The sequence below is a fragment of the Gordoniibacillus kamchatkensis genome, assembly GCF_000829455.1.
Taxonomy (GTDB): Bacteria; Bacillota; Bacilli; order Paenibacillales; family NBRC-103111; genus Gordoniibacillus; species Gordoniibacillus kamchatkensis.
In genome coordinates, this window is the sequence record NZ_JXAK01000001.1 from 184715 (window position 1) to 209483 (window position 24769).

The 24769-nt window shown below is 50.9% G+C and carries 24 protein-coding genes and 1 pseudogene; 9 read left to right on the forward strand and 16 right to left on the reverse strand.

The features are described 5' to 3' along the window. Positions 1–3: 3 nt before the first annotated feature. The 7 genes from SD70_RS00860 to SD70_RS00890 all read right to left on the reverse strand — a co-directional run bounded on the left by SD70_RS00860 (position 4) and on the right by SD70_RS00890 (position 7631). Positions 4–1293 (reverse strand): ABC transporter substrate-binding protein, encoded by a 1290-nt coding sequence (locus SD70_RS00860; RefSeq protein ID WP_041044799.1) that lies wholly within the window; start codon positions 1291–1293, stop codon positions 4–6. Between the two features lie 161 nt (positions 1294–1454). Further along, positions 1455–1853: a helix-turn-helix domain-containing protein gene (locus SD70_RS00865; RefSeq protein WP_197080892.1), complete on the reverse strand. Its 399-nt coding sequence runs from the start codon at positions 1851–1853 to the stop codon at positions 1455–1457. Beyond that, positions 1829–3016, reverse strand: a complete 1188-nt coding sequence (locus tag SD70_RS32670; protein ID WP_052486911.1) for a response regulator — start codon at positions 3014–3016, stop codon at positions 1829–1831. Before SD70_RS32670 ends, SD70_RS00865 begins: the two co-directional genes overlap by 25 nt. 15 nt (positions 3017–3031) lie before the next feature. Next, positions 3032–4771: a sensor histidine kinase gene (locus tag SD70_RS00875; RefSeq protein WP_041044800.1), complete on the reverse strand. Its 1740-nt coding sequence runs from the start codon at positions 4769–4771 to the stop codon at positions 3032–3034. Positions 4772–4911: 140 nt separating this feature from the next. After that, the gene (locus SD70_RS00880) at positions 4912–5694 is read right to left on the reverse strand and encodes a ChbG/HpnK family deacetylase (RefSeq protein ID WP_041044801.1); all 783 of its coding nucleotides are present in this window, start codon (positions 5692–5694) and stop codon (positions 4912–4914) included. 258 nt (positions 5695–5952) lie between these two features. Then, positions 5953–6264 carry a DUF4387 domain-containing protein gene (locus SD70_RS00885; protein WP_197080893.1) on the reverse strand — a complete coding sequence of 104 codons (312 nt, stop codon included), beginning with the start codon at positions 6262–6264 and terminating at the stop codon, positions 5953–5955. A 5-nt stretch (positions 6265–6269) separates the two neighbouring features. Beyond that, positions 6270–7631, reverse strand: a complete 1362-nt coding sequence (locus tag SD70_RS00890) for an acyclic terpene utilization AtuA family protein (protein ID WP_041044803.1) — start codon at positions 7629–7631, stop codon at positions 6270–6272. 356 nt (positions 7632–7987) lie between these two features. Here SD70_RS00890 and SD70_RS32675 point away from each other — a divergent pair, with 356 nt between their 5' ends. Further along, on the forward strand, positions 7988–8416 hold the full coding sequence (locus SD70_RS32675; protein WP_052486912.1) for a DUF1980 domain-containing protein: 429 nt from the start codon (positions 7988–7990) through the stop codon (positions 8414–8416). A 10-nt stretch (positions 8417–8426) separates the two neighbouring features. On the opposite strand, the gene SD70_RS37410 is transcribed toward SD70_RS32675, so the two are convergent. Next, a complete protein-coding gene (locus SD70_RS37410; RefSeq protein WP_231570969.1) occupies positions 8427–8582 on the reverse strand; it encodes a hypothetical protein in 156 nt (51 codons plus the stop codon). A 4-nt stretch (positions 8583–8586) separates the two neighbouring features. On the opposite strand from SD70_RS37410, the gene SD70_RS32680 reads away from it, so the two are divergent. Further along, on the forward strand, positions 8587–9042 hold the full coding sequence (locus tag SD70_RS32680; RefSeq protein ID WP_052486913.1) for a TIGR03943 family putative permease subunit: 456 nt from the start codon (positions 8587–8589) through the stop codon (positions 9040–9042). A 304-nt stretch (positions 9043–9346) separates the two neighbouring features. Here SD70_RS32680 and SD70_RS00900 read toward each other — a convergent pair. Both SD70_RS00900 and SD70_RS00905 read right to left on the reverse strand, forming a co-directional pair. Then, positions 9347–9982, reverse strand: a pseudogene (locus SD70_RS00900) (CobW family GTP-binding protein); the annotation flags it as partial. A gap of 71 nt (positions 9983–10053) precedes the next feature. After that, positions 10054–10506, reverse strand: a complete 453-nt coding sequence (locus SD70_RS00905) for a Fur family transcriptional regulator (RefSeq protein WP_041044804.1) — start codon at positions 10504–10506, stop codon at positions 10054–10056. A 646-nt stretch (positions 10507–11152) separates the two neighbouring features. Between SD70_RS00905 and SD70_RS00910 the strand changes: the two genes are divergently transcribed. Next, positions 11153–12400, forward strand: a complete 1248-nt coding sequence (locus SD70_RS00910; protein ID WP_052486914.1) for a D-alanyl-D-alanine carboxypeptidase family protein — start codon at positions 11153–11155, stop codon at positions 12398–12400. A gap of 30 nt (positions 12401–12430) precedes the next feature. On the opposite strand, the gene SD70_RS00915 is transcribed toward SD70_RS00910, so the two are convergent. From SD70_RS00915 to SD70_RS00925, 3 genes are all read right to left on the reverse strand, one after another. After that, positions 12431–14665: a heavy metal translocating P-type ATPase gene (locus tag SD70_RS00915; RefSeq protein WP_041044805.1), complete on the reverse strand. Its 2235-nt coding sequence runs from the start codon at positions 14663–14665 to the stop codon at positions 12431–12433. Positions 14666–14758: 93 nt separating this feature from the next. Then, entirely contained in the window at positions 14759–14962 is a 204-nt protein-coding gene (copZ, locus tag SD70_RS00920) for a copper chaperone CopZ (protein ID WP_041044806.1), read from the reverse strand. A gap of 16 nt (positions 14963–14978) precedes the next feature. After that, a complete protein-coding gene (locus SD70_RS00925; RefSeq protein ID WP_041044807.1) occupies positions 14979–15311 on the reverse strand; it encodes a metal-sensitive transcriptional regulator in 333 nt (110 codons plus the stop codon). A gap of 246 nt (positions 15312–15557) precedes the next feature. Between SD70_RS00925 and SD70_RS00930 the strand changes: the two genes are divergently transcribed. Continuing rightward, positions 15558–16148, forward strand: coding sequence for a sterol desaturase family protein (locus SD70_RS00930; protein WP_041044808.1), 591 nt, complete (start codon positions 15558–15560; stop codon positions 16146–16148). A 39-nt stretch (positions 16149–16187) separates the two neighbouring features. On the opposite strand, the gene SD70_RS00935 is transcribed toward SD70_RS00930, so the two are convergent. Further along, entirely contained in the window at positions 16188–18056 is a 1869-nt protein-coding gene (locus tag SD70_RS00935) for a copper resistance protein CopC (protein WP_041044809.1), read from the reverse strand. Positions 18057–18289: 233 nt separating this feature from the next. Between SD70_RS00935 and SD70_RS39625 the strand changes: the two genes are divergently transcribed. The 3 genes from SD70_RS39625 to SD70_RS00945 all read left to right on the forward strand — a co-directional run bounded on the left by SD70_RS39625 (position 18290) and on the right by SD70_RS00945 (position 21106). Next, the gene (locus SD70_RS39625; protein ID WP_331436704.1) at positions 18290–18946 is read left to right on the forward strand and encodes a family 43 glycosylhydrolase; all 657 of its coding nucleotides are present in this window, start codon (positions 18290–18292) and stop codon (positions 18944–18946) included. Then, positions 18943–20124 (forward strand): RICIN domain-containing protein, encoded by a 1182-nt coding sequence (locus SD70_RS34400; protein ID WP_331436705.1) that lies wholly within the window; start codon positions 18943–18945, stop codon positions 20122–20124. The genes SD70_RS39625 and SD70_RS34400 overlap by 4 nt, the downstream gene beginning before the upstream one ends. Positions 20125–20269: 145 nt before the next feature. Continuing rightward, positions 20270–21106 carry a helix-turn-helix domain-containing protein gene (locus tag SD70_RS00945; protein WP_231570970.1) on the forward strand — a complete coding sequence of 279 codons (837 nt, stop codon included), beginning with the start codon at positions 20270–20272 and terminating at the stop codon, positions 21104–21106. A gap of 2 nt (positions 21107–21108) precedes the next feature. Here SD70_RS00945 and SD70_RS00950 read toward each other — a convergent pair whose 3' ends face one another. After that, on the reverse strand, positions 21109–21468 hold the full coding sequence (locus SD70_RS00950) for an ArsR/SmtB family transcription factor (protein WP_041044886.1): 360 nt from the start codon (positions 21466–21468) through the stop codon (positions 21109–21111). A 185-nt stretch (positions 21469–21653) separates the two neighbouring features. On the opposite strand from SD70_RS00950, the gene SD70_RS00955 reads away from it, so the two are divergent. Both SD70_RS00955 and SD70_RS00960 read left to right on the forward strand, forming a co-directional pair. Next, positions 21654–22625: a cation diffusion facilitator family transporter gene (locus tag SD70_RS00955; protein WP_082053030.1), complete on the forward strand. Its 972-nt coding sequence runs from the start codon at positions 21654–21656 to the stop codon at positions 22623–22625. A gap of 128 nt (positions 22626–22753) precedes the next feature. After that, entirely contained in the window at positions 22754–23719 is a 966-nt protein-coding gene (locus SD70_RS00960) for an FTR1 family iron permease (RefSeq protein WP_231570971.1), read from the forward strand. Positions 23720–23829: 110 nt separating this feature from the next. On the opposite strand, the gene SD70_RS00965 is transcribed toward SD70_RS00960, so the two are convergent. Beyond that, the gene (locus SD70_RS00965; RefSeq protein WP_041044812.1) at positions 23830–24696 is read right to left on the reverse strand and encodes a sigma-70 family RNA polymerase sigma factor; all 867 of its coding nucleotides are present in this window, start codon (positions 24694–24696) and stop codon (positions 23830–23832) included. Between the last annotated feature and the right edge of the window lie 73 nt (positions 24697–24769).

Genomic DNA, 24769 nt, shown 5'->3' on the forward strand with positions numbered 1-24769 from the left:
AAGCTATTTATTCAGTCGCTGTGTCCAAATATCCTGCAATTGCTTCACCGTTTGGTCCTTTGTCGCTACACCGGCGATATAGGCTTGAAGCGGTTTTGAAATATCCGTATTGAAGCCGGACGGCCAAAGCTCGGTGCCGAAGTTGTCGTAGGTTTTGCCTGCTTTAATGTAAGTGTTCATGTCTTTGTGCAAAGGTCCAATCTGGCTCGCGTTAAGATCATCAAATACCGGCGCCACCTTTAATGTTTCCACAAGATATTTCTGACCGTTGTCATGCAGCCAATTCAAAAACTTTTTGCTTTCCTCCAAATGTTCGGAGCTTTTGTTGATTACGAAGTTGCTTGTGCTGGCGACCATCAACTTGGTTTCGGAAGCGTTATCGCTCAGTGGTACGGCGAACAATCCCATATTCAAATTCGGATTTTGCTTCAGAAGCGGAGCGGTATACCAAGTCCCTTGTTTGATCATTGCCATTTTGCCGCTGGCGAAATCCTTTTGTTGCTGTGTGAAGTCATAGGCGATAGAGTCTTTTCCAAATCCGTAATCGTCAGTCAAATCAAGCAGAGCAAAAAAGTTATTTATATTGGATAAATCCTTGATCTGTTTTGTGCCTTTGTTCAGCTGATCGATAAACCCATTCTCATCCTGTTCATGAGCAAAGGTTACGCCAAAAAGGTGCATCAGAAAGCCCCAGTTTTTCCACGCCTCACCGAACGGCTGGATTCCGGCCGCTTTCAATTTTTCGGCTGTCTGCTTCAGCTCCGTCAGGGTAACCGGAACATTCGTAATCCCTGCTTTGGCAAACAAATCTTTGTTATAAACAATACCGTTCCCTTCAATCTGTAGCGGAAAACCCAATTTCTTTCCATCGACCGTGATGTTGCGAATGCCTTCCGGCAGTACATGCTTCGCCCATGGCTCGTTCGATAAATCCGCAAGCTTTTCGGACCAAGCGGGAATATCTGCAGGGGACAGATAAAAAATATCCGGAGCGTCACCTGCGGCAAACCTGGTTTTGAGCAAGGCAGCCCCATTATCCGGAGGAATTTGAAAGTCCACTTGCACGCCCGGATGTCCGGCTTGATAATCGCCTACAATCGTTTTTACGGCTTCCGTATCCTTAGGAGTCAGTCCCATGACTTTCAGGGTGATCGTTTTGGTCTTGGACGAGCTTGCACCTGACCCCGAATTAGCGTTTCCCCCTCCATCGCTTGATTGCTTGCCCATGCACCCGGTAAGAGCCGTAGCGACAATAAGCGACACAGCCAACACCGAAAACCATTTCTTTCTCATTTCGTAGCCCCTCCTCAACATTCTCGACACATGAATATTGTAAATTCCACAAACTTGAGCGGACAGGTAGAATCGTCTTATAAAAAAGGAATATGTGACTCACTGCCCTCCTCTTAAAAGGCAAGCCCGATCCGCTGGAAATCGCAGGTCAGGCTTGCCAGTTATTTGTTTTTATATTGTTTGCGGAACTGCATAGGGGATAATCCGGTTTGCTTCTTGAAAACTTTGCCAAAATAATTTTCATCCTCATACCCGATAGAACCGGCTATTTCAGATATCGGAATATTGGAATGGATCAGCAACGATTTAGCCTTATCGATCCGAAGGTCGGTCAGATAAGTGATAATGGTCGTATGAAACTGTTCTTTGAATATTTTCGCCAAATAGCGCGGGCTGAAATGAAAGATTTCCGATAATGTGGTTAAAGAAATATCCTTCTTGTAATGCTGTTCGATATAACGGCGGATTGCTTCGATTCCGGATGCTGCCGAGTGATCGCTTCCCAGTGATTCTGCCATTTCCCAACAACGATGCATCAGCTGCGTCTTCCATTCGTCCAAATCGCTGATCCATAAGGAAATAAGCCAGTCGCTCCGTTCCTTGTCCGTTTGATGTAAACTTTGCGCTCGCTTGAGCAGGAGGTTGGCTTCCATCGCATATACTTGAAGCTCCTCCAGGCGCAATGATCCGCGGGATTCAGCGACTCCACAAACGCTTCAATGATCTCCGTCAGACCGGTCTTATTTCCTTTCCGAATGGCATTGATCAACGGGATCTCCCGATCCGCAAATCGAGGCAACTCGCCAATAATAGAAGGGCTCTCCTTCATAAGCTCTCGCTTCAACAAGGAAGCGCGAGCTTCCGCCATTGCCGGAAGCATTCGGGTGTAATCCGTAATTCTCACGTAAGTCCCTTGCAAAACATCAAGCCCTAATGTCTCCCGCCAAACACGGCTTAATTTATCCAAATACCAGCTATATTCATTCACAATTATATCGGATTTTGCAGAAGCTGTTATCAAGACCCAATGATAATCGTCCATCCTGACTAAATAATGAGGACCGTACGATTTCAAAATATCGTGTGCGATATTATTGACTGCAAAATGAAACAACCCGATATCTCCCGAAAATTTCTGATAAACCAGCTGGTGTCTGTTCCTCGGAAGAATGCATGATACGTATAAATTCTGTAAAGGCAGTCCTGTTTTATGAAACAAATGACGCACGGTCTGGTCTTGAAACGATGTTTCTCCTTTAAGATATTGGCTCCATTTCTGCTCGTCCAGCAGCGAGTCGGCAAGATGAAGCCGGTGTCGGGTTTCTATTTCGTCTTTCGTTTTACTTTTGGTTGCCTGATATGCCGTTACGGCACGGGAAACCGCACCTTCCAAATCCTTCGTCTTGAACGGCTTCAGAATATAATCCACGCCGTTTGCCAAAATCGCCGCGCGTGTATAACTGAAATCGTCATATCCGCTGACAACGATGACTTGGGTGTCCCATCCTTCTTCTCTCAGCATTCGCAACAGGGCAATACCATCCATACGGGGCATGCTCATATCGCAAAACAAAATGGCCGGATTATGCTCGCGAATCAGCTCCATGGCCTGTATTCCGTCGTCGGCCATCAGCCGTTCGCTAATGCCGAATCGCTCCCAATCGACATCAAGCTCGATACCTTTACGAACATGGTCTTCATCGTCGGCGATGACTACTTTCATTGTCTGTCCTCCTTCTTAACGCAGGAACGGGATATGAAGAGCGACTATCGTAGACTCATACGGAACACTCTCGATCTCCCAGTCAAACTCCGGACCGTAATAAAGCTGCAGACGATGGAGCACATTGAGTAATCCGATTCCGGCATCCGATTTTAGCCGATAGTCGGCATACCCCTGCTTCAACCGCTTGATCGCCTCGCCTCCCATTCCTTTGCCGTTATCCATGATGCGGATATGGAGGTTTTCGTCTTTTTCGATGCGAATATGCACGGTTCCGCTGCCGTGGCCTTTCTCTATTCCATGGATGATGCTGTTTTCCACTATCGGCTGCAACATCATTTTCGGCACCGGGAAGTCCAGCAGCTCTTCAGGGCAGGAAATCGTATAGGATAATTTATTTGCAAATCTTCCTCCCTGAAGGGACAAGTAATTTTCGATATGCCTCAATTCCATCCGCAAGCCCACTACTTCCGTATTGTGATTCATGCTATATCGGAATATATCGCCAAGTTCGGAAATTTTGTCTTTGATTTCCCGGACGCCGTGACTTAAAGCCAATGTTCCGATGGACTGAAGCGTATTGTATAGAAAATGGGGGTTGATTTGCGACTGCAGCATTTTCAAACGGGCTGTGGATAGCTCCAGCCGGTTGCGGTATTCTTGGTTGATCATCATATCCAATTGTTCAACCATGTCCCGGAAACGCTGCTCCAATATACCTAACTCGTCCGCAATTCCCGTATTCGCTTCCAATTTGAAATTTCCCGTCTCCACTTTGGCAATGCTTCTCACAATCCGTTTAATCCGCAAAATGATGTAATAAGACAACAGCGTTGCTAACGCGACGACAAAGGCAATCGCTATGAATTGAACGATCAACGAACGGCTCAGTGTCTGGTTTGCTGCTTTATTTATCGTAGATTCCGGCACAAATCTCACCATGGTCAAGGGCAATTTCTTAAACTGATCCGTTGTATAAATAAAAACCCCCTTCACCCCGTTCCACTGGCCGCTTATGAATCCTTCCCGATCTTGCAGGGTTGCCGCGATACCAATAATTTGTGCATCGCTCTCATGTTTCCGGTGAGGGACGGAACTGAACAATAATTGCGGCTTTTGCTGGATAAGGAAAAATTCCGAACTCCCTTCCGAGGGATCGGAGATCCCGCCAACGATTGCCGCAATTTCACTTTGACCTACATAGAGGGAGGTCATTCCTAATACCTTTGAACCGGGATAATCGATTAATAGCTTATTTACCAATAGCACATTGTCATTTCCGATTTGCGAAACCTGAAATTCCTTGTCTATATCCCAATCGCCATTCTGTGTTTTCGGAATGCTGATACCCGGAGATTCGAGATTGATTCCGTTGCCATTAACAGTATAGTTTTGTCCGGATAAAGCACTCTGATAGTTAACAGCCTTCAACTCTAAATGGCTGGCGTAAATTTTATTCATTTGTTCTGAAATGTATAAAGATTCATAAGGCTTTCTTTCGGGACTTTGCAAATACTTCATCAAATCCTCGTCGTTGTATAAAGACACTGCTAAAGTGGATAATTCATTGAAGTATCTTTTGATTTCGTTCATTCCAATCTTCATGGAATGTTCGTTTAGCTCAATAATTTGCCGTTTCACGGAATTGCTGTTTGATTGATACGCTATCATATTGGAAACAAAAAAAGGGATGACTGCGGCAATCAGCATCCCGACCATTAATTTCGCTAACAAGCTTTTTTTGATCCAGTCCATAACAAATCCTCTCGGTTTGATGAGCTGAGACGCTTTCAATTATTGTAGTACACAAGTATGATATGCGAAAGCGGAAATCGTTTGCCAATGGAAAAACAAGCCCCTTTTCGCCAGTTCGAAAAGGGGCCAAGGCTTACGAGTTACACAACTGGTACGATAGGCGCCTCTGCCTGATCAATGCGTATGGGGGTTACATGATATTTTTCACACAGGCGCATGGTCTCGGGACTGGAGACAAACTCGGTATCCTTATTTCTTCTATAAGCGTTATACTCCCCGCAAAGTCTGGTTTCCTCCGTGTCTAGAGCAGGATGTCCTACATAAATATATTGTCCTGCTGGCAATTTCTTCAACACGCTTTCGAAAGCGCCAGGAAGCATAGAAATTTCGTCATAGAGCGGAAATGGTCTGTAGAAACAAGCCATCGTTCCATAAACACCGATATTTATCAAACTGTTTTTGGCAGCCCACTCTCTCATGGCTTCGCCCAAGGAAGGCACATACCGTCCAGGCGCCATATGAAAATCGACATACCGGATGTTAAATCCTAAATGAAGTAATTTATCCAGCTGCGCTTGCATTTCGAGCATGATTTCAACGATGACGGGAGGATGAAAATAGAAGTCTAAAGTCCTTGGATAAAACCAACCGTTATCTGTGACCAGGGATGGAACCTTACTCGGGTCCGAAACAGGTCCCCATTTCAGTTGATCCCACTCAGAATTAATCGCGGCATGAAGCCCAAAACAAATGTCATTCCTCTTGGCGAACATTTCAGCAGCTTCCTCAACAAAAAGCCCAACTGCCATGACAGATACGTTTTTGATAAATCCGTTTGCGATCGCCTTTTCAATAGCCAGATTGGTACTATGTGTGCTTCCTAAGTCATCCGCTCTGGTAATAAGCTTGATCTCTTGATTCATCACACTACTCCCCTTTTAACGCTTAAAAGTCCTTCATCTACAGCACTCCGACGGCTATTGAAGTAAAGCTTTTGGTTATCGAGTTGATCTGATCTGGATAAGCAGAGAGGTAAAGTTCCCATCACCCTTCTGTCACGATTTTATTGTGGCGGACGATAACCAGAGCAGATGATATGCCTTGCTCCTCAGGCGTGCTCCGCAGAAAATGCCATTCAAAGGACATGTGCTTTTCTCCTTCCACCGCACTTGTACTTTAGCTCATAATTCTAATTCAATACCTAAAAGCGGAACATGCTGCTGGGCGCCATAAACATCCGTATCTCCGGGGTTCCCGGAAGGCACCGGACGCACAATTGTCGCCTTGATTGCATTGGCAGGCTTGAATTCAATAATCGAGAAAACTTTTTCGTGGGGAATGTTGTACAACTTTGAAATAAGTTCCCTATTGATGATTTTTTTGCTGCAGATCATTTCAAACATATCCCGATCTTTGAAAATGATATCGAACGTAAGTTCAAACGGACCTGAATTTTTGCTCCTTATTACTTGCGCAATATCTTTAAGTTTCATATTCATCAAACTCCGATGTCTAGAATTTCAATTGGGAACAATTCATTCGGGTCTTCAACCTCAATCAGGTGGTAAATGCTAAATTCGTATACTTCTCCAGCTTTAAATTCTGAGGGTGAGAAGGGAAATGCGAGATTGCCTGCTGTAGATACTCTTCCTTCATAACCATAATGCATCAACGTCGATCGGGCAAAACTGCAGATTGTGTTGGCTATCTCCTGGTCCTCGGCAATCACATCAATTACAATGCCGAGTTCATGACTCTGTATATCCCTCACCGGTTCAAGGTTACCCATTATGCCGTTTTTCCCGTATATTTTAAATCCAAGGTTATATATCATTCCAGATTCTTTGAAATTATTGTGGGTGATCTCTTGCACTGCCTTCAGTATATGGTCTAACTTTCCGATCATTACCGGGTCGCGGGTACCGGCAATGGAAACTGTCCTATAGCCGGATTTCTTTACACCCTCAAGTTTGACCGTATATTTTTCCGAAGGCAAGAACACGCTTCCGGTAACTCTGACACATGAACCATCAATCTGTTCGAATCTGGTGCCGGTCAGGTCCAGCACACCACCTGGACCTGGGAGTTTGTACGGGTCCGTTTTTTCATAAAGGGTGTGCGCAGCTACGGAAAGAGTAGTACATTTACGTTTATCGGTTAACGTTTCCACCTTGAAATAATCGCTGCCAAGATAACCGAACATGCAATCGCTCGCACTCCCGGGAGTTGCGGCAACACAAGCGCATTCCAGTATTTTTCCAAGGTGCAGCGCTAGTCCTCTGTCATATCCCTTCTTTACGGCAAGCGCTGCGAAAACAGCAGGATCATACGATCTTCCTGCCAATATGACCTGCACACCATATTCAAGCGCCTTTAAAAACGGTTCGATCCCCATCTGGCCGACAATTCTTACCGTTGCTTCCAATTGTTCGGTTGTCAGTTCCGGTGCAGGGTATAAACTCGAAAGCCTTCCCTGTTCCATGCATGCAGATACATAATCCGAGCTTGTCTCCGCCTGTATGATAGCCATTTTGAACCTCAAATCTTTTTCGCGCGCGATCTCCTTTATAATTTCAAGGTTCCATTCCAGATGCGGATTTCCACCGCATCCGCCCGCCGTGCCTATAATGACAGGAATACGCTGTCCAATAGCAGCAGTTAGTATGATTTCCAGATCCCTCTTTACCGCTCTTCTGTCGGTAAATGAAATCCCGGAACCGAGATAATAGGGTCCGGGGTCTGTTGAACCCGCATCGACAGCGATTGCATGCGGACGTTTCCCCATACCGTTTTTGAAAGATTCGACAGGGAATCCGTAGCCCAGGATGCCAGTCGGAGATAATATCCGAAATTCCTCCATTTCATTCGCTCCTCTTCATGATGTTATAGACATATTATATTTCACAACCTAAATCGGACAGGTAAAATCATCTTTTCAAAAAGGAATATTTGACTTTATTTGCGGATCCGAATTGTGCTCAATTGAAAGTTCTGTAAAATGATAGGCAAGGGAGGGACTTACAATGGAACTACGGCATTTACGTTACTTCGTTACCTTTGCGGAAGAATTGCATTTTAGCCGGGCCGCTGCCAGTCCTATATACTTGTCCTAAGCCATGCCTTATAATAAACGGTAATTCTTACTATTGCGGAGGACATCCGGGTCGCCGGTTTTCGCACGATGGATGTTGACCGAAACTGCAACGGAGGGCCCTTATGAAAACGGCCAACAATCGCGTCTACGGCATTCATTATTTGCTAAGAGCTGCTATTTTGTTCGGCTTCTCTACCTATATCGTTTACCTGGTAAAAACGGACAATTTGGTCTACTTCATCGCCCCGCGCATGCAAGACTATGTGAAATGGACCTCCGTCGGCCTTTACGCCGTTGCGGTATTCCAGGCGTACACCGGAATCCGCTCGCTTTGGGGCGACCGGGCAGCGTGCGGCTGCGGGCATCCGCCTTCCGGCTCGGGGCTTCGCAGCTTCGTCGTTTATGGCTTGTTCGCGGTTCCGCTGCTTTTTGGCTTCCTTCTCCCTAACGTCGCCATGAGCAGCGCCCTTGCCGATAAGAAAGGCATGAACCTGACGACGGCCGCGGCAAGCAAAAAGCGGCCGCCCCATCAGCACAGCCGCAGACCATAGCGGCAGCCGCTCAGCCCTCGACGAGCGGAAACGGCACAGCTGCGCCGGCAACGGCCCAGACACCCGTCCCATCGGCCGATTCGGCCCCTTCGAGCCAAGATTCGAGCCCGGCCGGCACCTCGGCCAAACCAAGTTCCGGAGCGTCAGCCGCAGACGAGCAGCTCAAGAAAATGTTCGCGCCGCCGGACGAGTACTCGGAAGATTTCTCGCAAATGGGAATGATCCTGTATAAACGCGGCATCATTGACGTCAAGCCGGAAATTTTCATGGAAACTCTCTCGACGATCGATATTTTCAAACAAAACTTCTTCGGCAAGAAAATCGAATTAAGCGGCTTCGTGTACCGCCAGGACGATTTGCAGCCGGATCAGCTTATCGTCGGGCGGTTCGCCGTCTCCTGCTGCAGCGCCGACGCATCCCCATATGGCGTTCTGGTCGAGTTTCCCAACGCGAAGGCCTTTGCCAAAGACACGTGGGTCAAGGTGACTGGCACGATCGAGAAGGGCCATTACCACGATAACGATATTTTCAAGGTAAATGCCGCGAAAATCGAGAAAATTGCCGCTCCGAAAACTCCTTATGTATACCCCAACATGGATCCGGTAACGGAGCTGAAGAAGGAATAAAAGCTCGTTTTCGGTTTGTTGCATAGCGAGTGCGGCCTGGCCCCTTACGGTCTGCAATTGCAGGAAATCCTCCCGCTAATTTGACCGGAATCCCGAATGAAGGCGGCGTTAGCGGGATAACCTCCTGCAAAATCGGCTGTTTACTGCCACCTCCCAGGAATTTGATGAAATTAGCGGCGGTTTTTCCATGTAATTGAATAACATCGTTTCAACCAGCATCATGAACAGGAGGAATTCCAGTTAAGCTAGGCCTCGACGGTAACTCTTATTCAGAGTCCTTCCACGAAGCATGAGCCTGCTGTAAGCGGCAAAACCGGGCAGATGCGCGCATCCGCTCCTCGCCGAGCTCATCCGGCTCCACTTTATCGCACTTATTCAGCACCAGCACATCGCAAAATTCGATTTGGCTGATCAGCAGATCGACCACATCGCGCATATCGTTGCTTCCAACCGCCTGCCGGAGGTCGAGCAGGCTTTCCCCAGAAGCGTAATCGTGCCAGAAACGGTTCGCATCCACGATCGTGTCCATGCAGTCCAACCGGCAAAATTGGGACAAGTCGATGCCGTGCTCCTCATCGATATAAGTGAACGTTTGCGCAACGGGTACCGGCTCACCGACACCGGTCGACTCGATCAAAATATAATCGAATCGCCCCTCCTTGGCCAGCCGCTCCACCTCTCGCAGCAAGTCTTCCCGAAGCGTGCAGCAAATGCACCCACCCGCCATCTCAACGAGCTTCTCGTCGGTACGGGACAGTCCGCTTCCGCCGTGAACCAAATCCGCGTCAATGTTGACTTCGCTCAAGTCGTTCACGATGACGGCGACTCTGAGCCCTTGCCGGTTGTTCAGCACGTGATTCAACATCGTCGTTTTCCCCGCGCCCAAATATCCGCTCAACACCGTTACCGGAATTTTGTGTTCGGATTGCAATTGTTCCATAGCCCTCTTTTGATATGTGTAATTTTTACGATTATGGACGAATGAAAAACCGAGCTCGGCTCGGCCCGTTATTACGTCGGTTGCTTTGTTTCCTTACGGCGCTTCGCGGCGCATTCGGGACAATACCCGTACACCTCGAAACGGTGGTGCATCACTTCGTAATTACCAGGCAGCTCCGACAAATTCGGCATCGGGCAGTAGTCAAACGTGACGGTCTTCTCGCAGTTCATGCAAATCAGATGGTGATGGTGATGAGTCAGGCAGCTCGCGCGAAACTTAAGTCCGTCGTTAAAATAAAACTGCTCGAATACGCCCGCTTCGCTCAGCTGCCGGAGATTGCGGTATATGGTGTCGAAACTGATCCCCGGATATTTTTGCCGCATATGCTCATAAACGTCTTTCGGCGATAAGTATCCTTCGGTTTCAGCGAACAAAGCGGCCATCATTTTGCGCTGTTCGGTTATTCTCCAGCCTTTGCTCGCCATCCCCTTAATAATGCGTTCCACCGTGTTCGTATTTGCCATTTTTGCTTCCTCCGCACAATAGTCGCTATGCTTCCATAGTGCAGCATTACGTTGCGGGAGTCAAGCAATCGAATCGCAGCGCTGATATCGCTCGCGAATGGCGCCTGTTAATAAATAATAAAAATTACGAATAAAAGCGGCAAGTCGTCCCTGTCGTCTGCATAAGATGAACATGGAGGTGACATAAACCTGTCTATTCCCGCGGCTATCGGGCATGGCGCCCTGCATTCGCTTGAACCCGGCCTGGCATGCGATGAGGGAACGGCGCAGGCCGCGCCAATTGGAGATAGCTGTGCCGGTATGGCAGAAGGCTTGAGCTTCCGCCATGGGCAGTCGAAACGATGCGGTTCCCCTCAGACTGCCCGAGAAAGTATGGCTGCGCTGCGGACCTAAGAATGTGGATCTCCGGCTTCCTTGAACTCGTGTTCCCTCGAATTTGTAAACATGGTGGGAACACGAGTTCAAAAGTTTACGCTTCGCTCCATGGCCCAAATTCCCATCCTTCGCTCCGCCTTTCCCCGGCACCTGAGTTTCTCTCCTGTTAAGCAAAATATTCATCTTTCTTTAAGGATCAGAGCCTATAATTAATATCACACCTTGCCTAGCGGAAGGTTATATTGTTCTGTACTTATTGGGAGGATAGGGAATGAAGAAAGTGGCAGTCATCATCGTTATACTCGCAGTTTTATCAGGTCAAGCAGGAGTCGCTTATGGAGAAGACAAGCCGCCGGCTATTTATAGCGGAACGGGTGTTGTCATCGACAGTTCGACAGGCGAGATTCTTTATCAAAAAAACAAAGATGAACAAGCGTACCCTGCCAGCTTAACCAAACTGATGACCGCCATCCTTCTGGAAGAACACGCCGCGGACGGAGAGTGGATGACAGCAAGCAAAAAGGCGACGCTGCAAGAAGCCAGCAATTCTGTATTTAATTTAAAAGTCGGCGAGAAGATGCAGAAAGAAGAGGCCTTGAAGGCATTACTGGTCATCTCGGCCAATGACGTGGCCATGATGATTGCCGAGCATATCGGAGGCGATGAGGCCGCTTTTGCCGCAATGATGAATGAAAGGGCGGCATCGATCGGAATGAAGCATACCCACTTCGTCACCCCTAACGGCCTGCACGATCCCCAGCATTATACTACCGCCTACGATCTGGCCCTGCTTGCCAAAGAGGCCATGAAATACCCTGCCATTATGGAAGCTATGGGAACCGAGCGGACCGAAGTGAAGACGGACCAGCGGCAGGTGCTGATCAAAGATCGGGCTCTCATTTTTCAAAATCCGCTGGCTTTGGGCGGAAAAACGGGCTTTACCGACCAGGCGCATAATACGTTAATCGAATATATGAAAAAAGACAATAAAACGGTAATTGCGGTTGTTTTGAAATCAACGCGTCAAAAAGAATATCCGGATGTACAAACAATAGGCAATTACGGACTCGACCATATCGATGTAGAGCGAACGTTTCAAAAAGGAGAACGCGTTGCCGAAACGACCTTTTATGGCGCTGCCGTTCAAGGTGTGCTTGGCGATTCCTTCGTGTTGACGAAACCGAAAAACAAAGCCGCCGATTTTACGTACATTCCTGTTTTCACGCCATGGCAAAGCGGGCAAACGGCAATCAAAGCCGGTGAGGTGATCGGCGCTTATCAAATTAAGAAAAGCGGAGAGCTCCTGGCGCAAATCCCTATTGTCTCCGCCACGGAAGTCGTCCGTGCCGAACCTACCGCTATCGTCAATGACAAAGCCACGCGCCGAACCTCATCAAGTTGGCCGTATTGGGCAGGCGCCGGCATATTGATAATGGTTTACGGCGCATTCCGCCTCATCAAAAAGAGAAGACAACGAAAGCCGGTTTCGACGTTCTCCCATAAAGAATATGACGCCTGAAATCAGGCGCCATTGCTTCGCTTGCGCGAGTTACAGCTTGACCCGCTGCAACCGCAGCGCGTTCAGTACAACCGATACCGAGCTGAGCGCCATGGCGGCTCCCGCTACCCACGGGGCGAGCAGTCCGACGGCTGCGACCGGGATGCCGAGCGTATTGTAGCCCAGCGCCCAGAACAGATTTTGCTTGATGTTGGCCATCGTTTTGCGGCTCATGAAAATGGCTTCGGCGATACTCGTCAGCTCGCCGCGCATCAGCGTCACGTCCGCGGCTTCCATGGCAATATCCGTCCCTGTGCCGATCGCAATTCCGACATCCGCGGTGGCCAGCGCCGGCGCATCGTTGATGCCGTCGCCCACCATCGCCACGATTTTGCCTTCGGCTTGCAGCTTCTTCACTTCTTCGGCCTTGCCTTCCGGCAGCACTTCGGCCAGCACGCGGTCGATCCCGACTTGGCTCGCGATCGCTTGCGCTGTCCGCATGTTGTCGCCCGTAATCATAATAACTTCGATGCCCATCTGTTTCAGCTTTGCGACCGCTGCCTTCGATGTTTCCTTGATCGTATCGGCAACCGCAACGATGCCGGCGTACCGGCGGTCGATCGCCGCCAGCATGGCCGTTTTTCCTTCGGTCTCCAGCCGCTCCATCGCATCTCCGGCTTCGCCGAACGGGATGTTTTCGCGCTGCAGCAGCTTCCGGGTACCGACGAGCACTTCCTTGCCTTCCACAACGGCCCGAATGCCGTAGCCGGGGATCGCTTCGAATTGCTCCGCTGCCGTCAGCGCGATGCCTTTGCCGGCAATGCCCGCCACGATCGCTTCCGCGAGCGGGTGCTCGGACTGCTTTTCGGCCGAGCCGATAAGGCGAAGCGCTTCGGCTTCGTCTACGCCTGCAAGGAGAACGTCCGTCAATTCCGGCTTTCCTTTCGTCACCGTACCCGTTTTATCGAGCACGATCGTCTGCACCTTCTGCATCGATTCCAGGTGCTCGCCGCCTTTGAACAGGATGCCGAATTCCGCCGCGCGGCCCGATCCGGCCATAATCGATGTCGGGGTAGCGAGGCCAAGCGCACACGGGCAAGCGATGACGAGCACGGCAATCGCCTTTTCCAGCGCGGCGGCGAATTCGCCGGGAGTTACCCAAATGAACCAAACGAGGAACGTTACGAGCGCGATCCCGACGACGATCGGCACGAATATGCCGGAGATGACATCGGCGATGCGCTGGATCGGCGCTTTCGAGCCTTGCGCTTCCTCCACCACTTTAATGATTTGCGCCAGAGCCGTTTCTTTGCCGACGCGGGTAGCTTTGATTTTCAGGCTGCCGTTTTTGTTCACCGTCGCTCCGATGACGGGATCGCCGGCCTTTTTCTCGACCGGAATGCTTTCGCCGGTCAGCATCGATTCGTCGACAGCCGACGTTCCTTCCGCCACTTCGCCGTCAACCGGGATTTTGTCGCCCGGTCTGACAAGAACAATGTCGCCGATGATCACTTCATCGACTGCGACGGTCATCTCTTGGCCGTCCCGGATCACAAGCGCCGTTTTGGCTTGCAGGCCCATCAGCTTCTTGATCGCTTCCGAAGTACGCCCTTTGGCCAAAGCTTCGAACAATTTCCCTAAAATAATCAAAGTGATCAGAATCGCGCTTGTTTCGTAGTACATGTCCGGCGCATGGCGGTGAGCATCTGTCGCTGCCGCCCACTGAATCGTTAAATACAAGCTGTAGAAATACGCGGCGGATGTGCCGAGCGCAACGAGCACGTCCATGTTGGCGCTTTTGTTCCGGAGCGCCTTATAGGCTCCTGCATAAAACTGGCGGCCGATAATAAACTGCACCGGAGTGGCGAGGGCGAGCTGAACCCACGGGTTCATCAAAAACTCCGGCAAATAAATCCACGACGTAAACGAAAAGTGGCTGACCATCGCCCACAGCAAAGGCAGCGAAAGAACGGCGGAAACGGCCAGCTGCAGCTTTTTATGGCGGATTTCCCGCTCCTTATAGTCGCCCGCCGCCGCTTCCTCTTCCTTGCGAATGGCTTGGTAGCCGAGCGCTTCGATTTTTTGCTCCATGGCGGCGACGTTGATCTGAGCCGGGTTATAGGTAACGGATGCTTTCTCCAGTGCAAAATTGACGTTGGCAGCGGACACGCCTTGCAATTTCTTCAAGCCCTTTTCTATGCGGTTCGCGCAAGCCGCGCACGTCATGCCGGCGATTTGCAGCGTCGTTTGTTGCTGCTCCAGATGTTGTTCCAATTGTTTTTCCATCGTTGATCCCCTCGATCATATACCTCATGGGGGTATATAGAATTGAAAAAAAAGAGCGGTGATGCGGAGAAGCCGCACATGGCGGCTCGGGCTTTACTTCACGACATCGTAGCCTTGCTCTTCAATTGCTTCTTTGATGGCATCGAGCGACACTTTGGACTCGTCGAATTGCACCGTCACCGAGCCCGCGCTCAAATCCACTTTGCCGGAAGCACCAACTTGTTTGACGGCGCCTTCCACCGAATTGACGCAATGTCCGCAAGACATCCCTTCCACTTTCAACGTTACTGTTTGCATATTTCATCTCTCCTTATCATTTGATTAATTTGTTCATCGTAATCATAAGCTCTTTGACGACTTCGTTATCGCCTTCCTGAATGCGCTCAATGACGCAGCTGTTCAGGTGGTGCTCGAGCAACATTTTCCCGACGCTGTTAAGTGCCGATTGAATGGCGGCGATTTGGTTGAGCACATCGTCGCAATACGTATCTTTTTCAATCATCGCCTTAACGCCGCGTATTTGTCCTTCGATGCGATTTAGCCGCGCCGTGAGGTTGCTCTTCGTTTTCTCGGAATGATGGCTTTTGCGTTCGCTGCCGGTATGGCAGTGTTCTTCGTGAAGCTGGGCTGCATCATGCAGTTCCATTTGCATGACCTCCTTGCATTATCAATATACCATACCCCCATAGGGTATATCAAGCGGTTTGTTAAAATTTTTCTCCCGTCCTATCCTGGACATATTTGTAGTATCATCCTTTTGGAATTAAATGCTATAATTTATTATAAGCATTCCAGGTTGCCCGGGAAAGGCGGAGACCCACATTCTTAAGTCCGCAGCGCAGCCATACTTTCTCGGGCAGCCTGAAGCATTCACTATTTGAGGTGACCCGCTATGCAATATGTGCGTGAATTTTGTTCCCACCGTCTCATTATATTTTTATTGGCGCTGTTTTTGGTTAGCGGAACGATCGTAGTTTTCGGCGAAGGCGCTCCCTCTAGCTGGATTGCTTTTGTATGCGGCATCGTTTTGGTCGTTTTAACGGAATATTTGGTTCATCGCTTTATTTTGCACGAATTTCCGAAGCTGATTCCCGCCATGTATAAAGGGCACGAAGCCCACCATCAGCATCCGACGGATACCGAGCATCTTTTTGGGCCGGTGCGCTACGACCTCGTATCTTACGTCATTATTTTTGTTTTGCTATGGCTGCTCGGCGGCAGCCTTCATCTGGCAGCCAGCCTCGTATTCGGCGCCGTCGTTTGCCAGCTGTTTTATCAGTGGAAGCATTTCATATCCCACCGTCCGATCGTGCCGCTCACTCCGTGGGGAAGATGGATGAAAAAGAAGCATTTGCTCCACCATCATCTGGACGACCACGCCTGGTACGGAGTGTCCAACCCTGTCATGGACGTCCTCCTCGGCACGAACAAACCCGATACAACGCGCAAACCGGCGAACCGCCATAACCATACCAGCGTATGAGACAAAGACCAGCGGGCTTAGCTCCGCTGGTCTTCTTTGTTAATGCCTCTCTACGCCCGGGACGCGTATCTCGAACGGAAACGCGGCTATGCTTCCATCCTCCTTCGCTGCCGTTACTTCCATGTAAATCGTTCCCGGCGAGTGAAGGACGGTTCCCGTCAAGCCATATTCCCCGTTCCCGAGCGAAAAGGCCGTATCTTCTTTCCGCTCGTTGGGCGGCATGGACAGCGCAATGCGCACCCGTGTAAAGTCTCCCCGATCAAACCGGATGCGGATGTCGTTCGTGCCGGTTTGAAGCGGCGTTATGCTCGCCGATGCCCGAACCCCGTCGGCAATAACCGTTTTCGGCACAATGCCCTGCTCCGCTTCGCGCGGCGACTGATCGACGGCAACCGCCGCCGCGGCGAGGGCGATCCAGCCCGCCAAAAGCTCGATTCGCAAGTTTCGCACAAACCTGGCGGCCAGCGCCGCCAACCTCGCCAGATGCCTTCGCTGCCAATAGCCGAGGGCTGCAATCCCAAGCAAGCTCACTCCCTTGACGATGACCATTTTACCCCAGTTGCTTGCGCAAAAGCTTTCCAGCGTAAACGCCGGCACATATTTGAGCGTCATCCAAACGCCCGATGCAGCTACAACAATGACGCTGGCAAAGGCCCACTTGCTGAAGCTTGCCCCCGCTCGGCGCAGCCAGCTTTCGGCCTCATCTTGCGGAGCCATAAGGAGAAGCGCGGCAATGCCGCCGCACCAAATAGCTGCCGCAAAGATATGCAGCGTGCCGAGCGCGATGCCAACGTAACCGCCGTATACCGGCGAAACCGAGTGCCCCGTGAACGCCCATGCCGCTGCAGCCAGCAGTAGCAAGACGAGCCTGGTCTTGCCGGCAAACAGCCAGAATCCGGCCGACAACAGCGCCATTTGCAGCAGCGGCACCCAAAAAAACGGGAAGGAAATCAATTCGCTCAGCCGCACAGCTTCATGCTCGGTTCGCGATAGCCATAGGTCTACTGCAAACCCCAGTATCGCAGTTGCGAATAACAGATAACTCGCTTTTCTTATCCGTCCTGAATCGCCTGTTCCTCTTGCAATCACAACTTGAAAAAAAGCTATGCCTGCCAGCATAAGCAGACCTGCATAGGAAAGCCAATGGCCAAGCGCCTGCAGCTTGTTTACGGAAAGCAGATGATCCGCCGGAATGGAGTTCCCGGTCTGTATCGGCGTATACGCTCCCACGGCGAAATAATAAACGTCGGGTTTCTCCTGGTGTCCGATCCCGGCGTACACATGAACGGAATACGTGCCCGGATGCAGCGTCTCTTTCACTTTCACTATATGATGCTTGGAATCGGCAGGATCTATCGCTGGCTCTTCCAGCGGCACTCCTTTTCCCTTGTCGTCAAAGACGCCGAACGCTGTAATTTTGGCCTCTTCCGTATACCACAAGTGAAGCTCGGCCGGCGAAGAAGAGGCAATTTCCCCGTCGGAGGGGCTCATCCGCGCAAGCTGAAGGTTGTCGAATCGTTCCTCCGGCGAAGGATTCGGATTTTTGACCTCGAATTGGAAGCTGCTTTTAAGCGGATGGCTGTCGATACTGATCACGCTGACGGTGACGGTATATTTTCCGGAAGGAAGCGGCTTTTTGAGCTTGGACATGACATGCTGACGGTCGCCGGGGGCGAACTCGGGAGGCTCAAGCAGAACGTCGGCCTTCTTATTGCCGGCAACCGTAATGGAGTCTTTATAAATGTCGACATAGTCGCCGAACCACACTTCGATCGCCTGCGGGGATTGGTTCATAACTTCTCCCGAGCTTGGCGACGTCTTTTCGATCGACGAATGGCCATAAGCCGCCTGCGGCAAAGCGGTCATGGCGAGAAGGCATATGATGACGAACAATCTAGAAATGCGCATGATTTCCTCTCTTTCATACTGCTGGCAAAGGTCTATTTTATAGTACTAGAAATCATGCAGCGGCACATGACTCAAGCGGGCCATTCCGGGCATGCGGAATCGACCGTCGAATCCGGCCAAATTCAAGCTTGTTTCGCTTCGGTTTGCAGCCGTTTTCGTGAACGCCGGCAACCGTTGGCGATGTAAAATATAGACCTGCAACCGTCTTTAATTTATTGGAGGTGTACGAAAGAATGAGGTTCAGCAAAAGTTTGCTTTACAAAGTAACGCTGCTTACCGTGCTATTACCGCTGTTGTTTGCGTCTGCGCTCTCGGCCGCATCCACGTCTTCCTACACGAACCCGATCAATACGGCCGGTGCGGACCCGTATGTCATGCTGCATTCGGACGGCTACTATTATTTTACCCGCACATTAGGCAGCAGACTGGATTTATGGAAATCGAGGTCGCTCATCGGAATAGACCTCGGCGAAAGAAAAACGGTATGGACGGCTCCTCCTAACCTGAAAGATATTTGGGCACCCGAAATCCATTACATCGACGGAAAATGGTATATGTACTATACCGCAAATACGGGATGCGGCGACAATTGCCGCGGCATTTACGTGCTGGAGAACGCTTCTGCGGATCCGCTGCAAGGCACATGGGTCGATAAAGGCAGAATCAACACTCAATACTCGGGGCTGGACGGTACAGTTTTCGACCAGAACGGACAGTTGTACTTTTTATATGCGGCATACGGTAATTGGTCCGGCGCCCACGGCAGCGCTATCGCCATTGCGCCGATGTCCAACCCCTGGACGTTGAACGGGGACAACGCGATTTTGACGAAGCCGGAGTTCGACTGGGAACAGAAAGGAATGCCCGTCAACGAAGCGCGGTTATTTTGAAGCGGAACGGGAAAATTTTTCTCATTTATTCCGCCAGCACTTGCTGGGAGGACGATTATGCTCTCGGCATACTGACGGCCGGCGATGACAGCAACTTGCTCGATCCCGCATCCTGGACCAAATCGGCGGAGCCGGTCTTCGCCAAATCGCCGGAAAACGGCGTTTATGCGCCCGGCCACAATTCGTTCGTACAGTCGAAAGACGGCACTCAGGATTTGATCGTGTATCATGGGAACAACGGTCCCGGTCAAGGCTGCGGTCCCCGCCCGTCCAGAGTGCAGCCGTTTACTTGGAATGCTGACGGTTCTCCGAATTTCGGCATTCCGACGAACGGCCCTCTCGCCGTGCCGAGCGGCGATTACCGGATCGAAGCCGAGCACGGAATTGCCGTTAAAGCCGAAGTGAAGGAGGAAAAAGAGGCGTCTAACGGCAAGGCTGTACGAATCAACAACGAAAACAGCTCCCTGCTGTTCAAAGATGTGAACGTTCCGGAGGAAGGGTCTTATACCCTGACTGTCCGCTATTCGAATACGGCCGGACCTGATGCCGCCGAATATGTATCGGTGAATGGAGCCCCTGCGGCAACAATCGCCCTGCCGCAGACGGGCAGCAACAAATTTGCTGCGGCTTCCATGCAAATCGAGTTAAAGAAAGGGTATCGAAACACGATTGAATTTACGAAAGGCAAACATGCCGTCGAGATCGACTACATTGAACTTTCCGGCAACAATGCGTTCTCGCTCAAGTCCGGGGCCGAATACAGCCTGATCAATCCGAACGGCGGCAAAGCGCTCGATGTCACGGGGGCAAGCACAGCTGACGGCACATGGATTCAGATGTGGGACGATTCGGATGGAGGCGCCTCCCAGCGCTGGAAAATTGCCGATGCCGGAGACGGCACCTACTCGTTAATCAATCCGAACAGCGGAAAGGCGCTCACGGTTGCAGATCCGAGCGCACCGTGGGGAAGGGTGGCCATCTCGGACTATCAAGGGCTCGATACGCAAAAGTGGAAAATCGTCGATAAAGGGAACGGCTATTGCAAATTGATCAGCGTAAAAACCGGTAAAGCGCTAGATGTAGGCGGAGCAAGCATCGACAGCGGGGCCGGGGTAGGAACGTGGCAAGATTTGCCGGGCGGAGTCGCCCAGTTTTGGCTGCTTTACAGATTAAACTGAAAGCAATGACGCAGCAGACCCCGCACAAAGCGGGGTCTGTTTTCGCGACTGCTTCCATTTTCTTGTAAGCCCTTGCAAACTGCATTACAATATCAGGTAAAATCTAATTGGCAAAGGCAAGGGATTATGGATGGGAAACGGATTTGTGAGAAGCATCGATCATTTCGCGCCTCATGTATTTCCGGCCGAGCAGGGAGAAGGGCTGTTTCGCTCTCATTCGCATGAGTCCGACGAGATTACGCTCATTTTGAAGGGCGAAGGTTACTATACGTCGCAAGGACAAAACGTACCGGTTGCCGCGGGAGATTTGATCTTGATCCCTTCCGCGCTTTTCCACGGATTCGTCTGCTTGAAAGCGTGGAAGGGAATATCCGTGCACTATTCCGGCACTGAAATTCCGGCCTACTGCCAGTTCCTTTTGGAGCATGCATATCAACAAAATCCCGGACAGATCTTGATAGCCCGGCTAAGCCGAACGCATTTGGCTAGAGTCGTAACGGCAATACGGCTAATGGAAGAGGAATCGTCGCGGGAACGGGTTCACGATTTATCCTGCGACCTGATGCGCAATGCGCTTGAAACCGTTCTGCTCTCGTACCATATGTCTGCCGCGGGTGCGCCGCGCTTGTCCAAAACCAACGCCGCAACGGAGCGCGACGACACGGAAACGATACAAGACGCTTTGCAAGAAATTCACCGCACGTACCATACCCCCCTGAAAATTGCCGATTTAGCGGCGCGCCATTTTCTCTCGGAGAGCATATTCCGCAAAAAATTTGCGGCGTATACCGGCGTCTCGCCGAAACAGTACATCATATCGCTTCGGCTGAAAGAGGCCAAGCGCCTGCTGCGGCATACGCACAAACCAATCGAATTCATTTCTTCCGAAGTCGGCTTCACTTCCTCCAGCCGCTTTCATGATTTGTTCGTCAAGCATGTGGGGGCAACTCCGCTCGAGTGGAGAAAACAAGCTAGGCAATAAGGTTAGGCATGCTTCACATGCTGCAGCATTTGATGAAAAATTTGCTCAACGTGCTCGTCGTCGAGCGAATAAAACACGGTTTTGCCTTCTTTTCGCCTTTTCACGATGCGAAGGTTGCGCAAATACCGGAGCTGGTGCGAAATCGCCGACTGTCCCATATCGAGCACTTGCGTCAGGTCATGGACACATAATTCTTTCTGGGCCAGGGCATAAATGATTTTGACTCGAGTCGGATCGCCGAGCGCCTTAAAAATATCGGCCAGACCGGAAGCGGTGCTGTCCGGAATCATCTCGCTTTTTAACAATTCGATGCTGTTCGTCAAGGTGCCTTCGCACGGATCTTCGCAACGCTCTTCGAGCATTTCGCTCACAGGATCACCGCCTTCAATGCGTCTATGCTTCATTGTACCCACTTTTGTCGACAATTCAATATTTGCTCATATATTATACAGACGTCTTGAAAAACGACCCTCGCTGCATTACAATGTAACCATCACATGAGCAATTGTTCATATATTGATTTGTTTTCAATCGGGAGGTTTTTTCCATGTCCCAGCATCACGACCATCATCATCACGATCATGAGCATTGCCGTCACGGACATTCTCATGGCCCTGGAGGCCACGTTCACGTCGCCCAAAGCAAATTGAAGATTGCCGTATTGCTCGGGTTAATCGTGCTCGCGGCGGAAACGATCGGCGGTTTATGGGCGAACTCGCTGGCGCTTCTTTCCGACGCCGGGCATATGCTTACCGATGTGGCGGCGCTCATTGTCGCATTAATCGCGATGAAGATTTCCGCCAATCCCCCTTCGCGGGCCATGACTTACGGATACCATCGAGCCACTATTTTAGCTGCGCTCTTCAACGCGATCACATTGGTCGTCATTGTCATTTATATCGGCTTTGAAGCGTATAAGCGGATGCTGCATCCGGAGCCGGTGCAAGGGGCTGTCTTGTTTGTTACCGCCGCGCTCGGCATTGCCGTCAACCTTTACATCGGCCTCGGCATGCGGGACCACGCGGACAATGTGAACGTCAGAAGCGCGATGCTCCACGTGTTCGGCGATGCCGCGGCTTCTGCCGGCGTCATCGTCGCGGGCGTCATTATGTACTTTACGAAATGGTATATTCTCGATCCTATCTTGAGCGTTCTTATCGCCCTGATCGTTGCCGCCGGCGCTTGGCGCGTCATGAAGGAAACCTATGTGGTGCTGATGGAAGGGACGCCGATGGGCATCGATTTCGATGAAGTCGTCAAGGCGATTCAAGCCGTCCCCGGCGTGAAAGAAATTCACGATCTGCACATCTGGTGCTTAACCTCGAATCGGAACGCGATGAGCGGCCATATCGTCGTCGATGGGGACGTTACCGTGCGCGAAGCGCAGCACATCATTCGCGAAATTGATGCAACGGTAGCGAAAAAATTCAAAATTGGACACTCCACTTTGCAAATCGAAGACGACGCTCACGCTCATGACAACGAAATGTTCGGCATCGACCGAAACTGGAATCACTAATACTACTTAATAATGATTCTTATTTAGCCGAAAAGTATTGCTGTATGCCCCGATATGCCCTATAATCGTTTTCAGTGATAATGATTTTCATTGTCGACTAAAACAATGAGTCCATGAGGGTGTTCAGCATGAAATCGTTAAGCTTTAAAAATGCCGCGCTTGGCATTATGGCTCTCGCCATCGTCGGTGTCCTCGTCTGGCAAGGCATTACCGCCGATGGCGCGCCGGACCCGAGTGCAAGCAATATTTCTCCGGGTACCGCCATTCTAAATACGGCTATTCTCATTTTCCGCGAAGGGCTGGAAGCGATCCTTGTTTTATCGGCGATTACCGCCGGCCTTGTGCGAAGCAAAAAGGATTCGTGGAAGCCTATATTCGTCGGGTCGGGCATATCGTTTGGATTAACGATCGTCACTTGGTTTGTAGTCGTGGGCATTATTTCGCTTGTAGGGAACACGACGTCGGAACTGAACATCCAGGCGGCAACGGGCCTGCTGGCGAACATCGTGCTCCTGATTATAATGAACTGGTTTTTTCACAAGCTGTATTGGACCGGGTGGATTTCGCTGCACAATAAAAAGCGCCGGCAAATTACCGACGCCCCTGTCGATGTCAACGTAAGCGCCTCGACCTCCTATTGGAGCCTTGTCCTCGTCGGATTGACGTCCGTTTATCGGGAAGGCTTCGAGGTTGTGCTTTTCCTGCAAAACTTGCGCTTGCAGGCAGGGAACCACGTCATTTTGATGGGCGCGTTAATCGGGTTGTTCTTTACCGGCATCGTCGCGGTGCTGACCTTCGTCGCTCACCAAAAGCTTCCGTACAAAAAAATGCTGATCCTGACCGGCGCGCTCCTCGTCGTCGTTCTTCTCGTCATGACCGGCGAAACCGCACAGGAAATGCAGCTGGCCGGATGGATCCCGACTACGGAACTCGGCTTCCATATCCCGGACTGGATGGGCGTTTGGTTCGCGTTGTTCCCGACTGCCGAAACACTCATCGCTCAAGCCTTCGCTTTTGTTTTCGTCGTCGGCTCCTATGTCTTCTTGCAGTTCGTCCGAGTGTGGAAACCGAAATTGGCCGAGAAGCTCGGTTAGTTTCTATGAAAATGCCTCTGCAAGTGCTTGAGCAGCACTTGCAGAGGCATTTTTGCGTGCGGCGACGGATTCGCGCCCTCGTAACCCGCGGCGGCTCTTATAAAGGGCGATCAATCGCGGAACACCTTTAAATCGAGCTGTCGTAGGCGCGCGGGGTCGGAGATCAAGTCGATTTCAGCGATTTTCCCTTGCCTTATTGTAAATTCGAGCACGTAGAGCAGTTTGCCGCGAGGAGCCGCGATAACTCCCACCGACCCGTTCACGAGGGCCGGCTGCGCGGCCTGCGCGCGTCCCGACACTTGCTTGGCCAGTGCTGTCGCGCCTCGAGTTACTCTAGCGGCCCCTGTCTGACGGTCGTCCCGAAGCACGACGTCCGGATCGAGCGCCGCTACCAGCGTATCGAAATCGCCGGCGTACGCCGCGGCAAGGAAAGCGTCGACAAGCTCGCGCCCGCGGGCAAGATCGGCTTCGGACGCCGTTTCAGCCCCATGCACCCGGCGGCGTGCCCGGCTCGCAAGCTGTCTCACCGCGGCATCGGATTTTCCCACGATAGGGGCAATCTCGGCGAAGGGCATGGCGAAAATATCGTGCAGCACGAATGTGATGCGTTCCGCAGGCTTCAAATTGCCGAGCACGACCAGCAGCGCAAGACCGACAGAATCGGCCAACAGCGCTTCTTGCTCGGGATCGCTCCGTTCCCCGCCGTTTGCTAACGTCTCGGGCATGTGGACATCTATCGACTCTTCTCGTCTTGATTTTCGCGACCGCAGCATATCGAGACAAACTCTCGAGACAACTGTCGTCAGCCATCCTCGCAGGTTTTCGACATCGCTCGTATCCGTGCGGCTGAGACGCAGCCAAGACTCCTGCACCGCGTCCTCCGCCTCGCTGAGCGAGCCCAGCATCCGATAAGCGACCGCCTGCAGATGATTCCGGTGCGCTTCGAACCGCTCCGCCAACCAATCAAGTTCGCTCATTCTTCACATTCCTTCTTGATTCTAAAATCACCCTCATATGTACTGACGAACGAAACTCGGCCAATGTGACAAA

What these genes read in the sequence shown, in the direction of transcription:
- SD70_RS00860 (WP_041044799.1), bottom strand. Translation starts at nt 1,293, where the DNA reads ATGAGAAAGAAATGGTTTTCGGTGTTGGCTGTGTCGCTTATTGTCGCT.
- SD70_RS32670 (WP_052486911.1), bottom strand. Translation starts at nt 3,016, where the DNA reads ATGAAAGTAGTCATCGCCGACGATGAAGACCATGTTCGTAAAGGTATC.
- SD70_RS00875 (WP_041044800.1), bottom strand. Translation starts at nt 4,771, where the DNA reads ATGGACTGGATCAAAAAAAGCTTGTTAGCGAAATTAATGGTCGGGATG.
- SD70_RS00880 (WP_041044801.1), bottom strand. Translation starts at nt 5,694, where the DNA reads ATGAATCAAGAGATCAAGCTTATTACCAGAGCGGATGACTTAGGAAGC.
- SD70_RS00885 (WP_197080893.1), bottom strand. Translation starts at nt 6,264, where the DNA reads ATGAAACTTAAAGATATTGCGCAAGTAATAAGGAGCAAAAATTCAGGT.
- SD70_RS00890 (WP_041044803.1), bottom strand. Translation starts at nt 7,631, where the DNA reads ATGGAGGAATTTCGGATATTATCTCCGACTGGCATCCTGGGCTACGGA.
- SD70_RS32675 (WP_052486912.1), top strand. Translation starts at nt 7,988, where the DNA reads ATGAAAACGGCCAACAATCGCGTCTACGGCATTCATTATTTGCTAAGA.
- SD70_RS32680 (WP_052486913.1), top strand. Translation starts at nt 8,587, where the DNA reads ATGTTCGCGCCGCCGGACGAGTACTCGGAAGATTTCTCGCAAATGGGA.
- SD70_RS00905 (WP_041044804.1), bottom strand. Translation starts at nt 10,506, where the DNA reads ATGGCAAATACGAACACGGTGGAACGCATTATTAAGGGGATGGCGAGC.
- SD70_RS00910 (WP_052486914.1), top strand. Translation starts at nt 11,153, where the DNA reads ATGAAGAAAGTGGCAGTCATCATCGTTATACTCGCAGTTTTATCAGGT.
- SD70_RS00915 (WP_041044805.1), bottom strand. Translation starts at nt 14,665, where the DNA reads ATGGAAAAACAATTGGAACAACATCTGGAGCAGCAACAAACGACGCTG.
- copZ (WP_041044806.1), bottom strand. Translation starts at nt 14,962, where the DNA reads ATGCAAACAGTAACGTTGAAAGTGGAAGGGATGTCTTGCGGACATTGC.
- SD70_RS00925 (WP_041044807.1), bottom strand. Translation starts at nt 15,311, where the DNA reads ATGGAACTGCATGATGCAGCCCAGCTTCACGAAGAACACTGCCATACC.
- SD70_RS00930 (WP_041044808.1), top strand. Translation starts at nt 15,558, where the DNA reads ATGCAATATGTGCGTGAATTTTGTTCCCACCGTCTCATTATATTTTTA.
- SD70_RS00935 (WP_041044809.1), bottom strand. Translation starts at nt 18,056, where the DNA reads ATGCGCATTTCTAGATTGTTCGTCATCATATGCCTTCTCGCCATGACC.
- SD70_RS39625 (WP_331436704.1), top strand. Translation starts at nt 18,290, where the DNA reads ATGAGGTTCAGCAAAAGTTTGCTTTACAAAGTAACGCTGCTTACCGTG.
- SD70_RS00950 (WP_041044886.1), bottom strand. Translation starts at nt 21,468, where the DNA reads ATGCTCGAAGAGCGTTGCGAAGATCCGTGCGAAGGCACCTTGACGAAC.
- SD70_RS00955 (WP_082053030.1), top strand. Translation starts at nt 21,654, where the DNA reads ATGTCCCAGCATCACGACCATCATCATCACGATCATGAGCATTGCCGT.
- SD70_RS00960 (WP_231570971.1), top strand. Translation starts at nt 22,754, where the DNA reads ATGAAATCGTTAAGCTTTAAAAATGCCGCGCTTGGCATTATGGCTCTC.
- SD70_RS00965 (WP_041044812.1), bottom strand. Translation starts at nt 24,696, where the DNA reads ATGAGCGAACTTGATTGGTTGGCGGAGCGGTTCGAAGCGCACCGGAAT.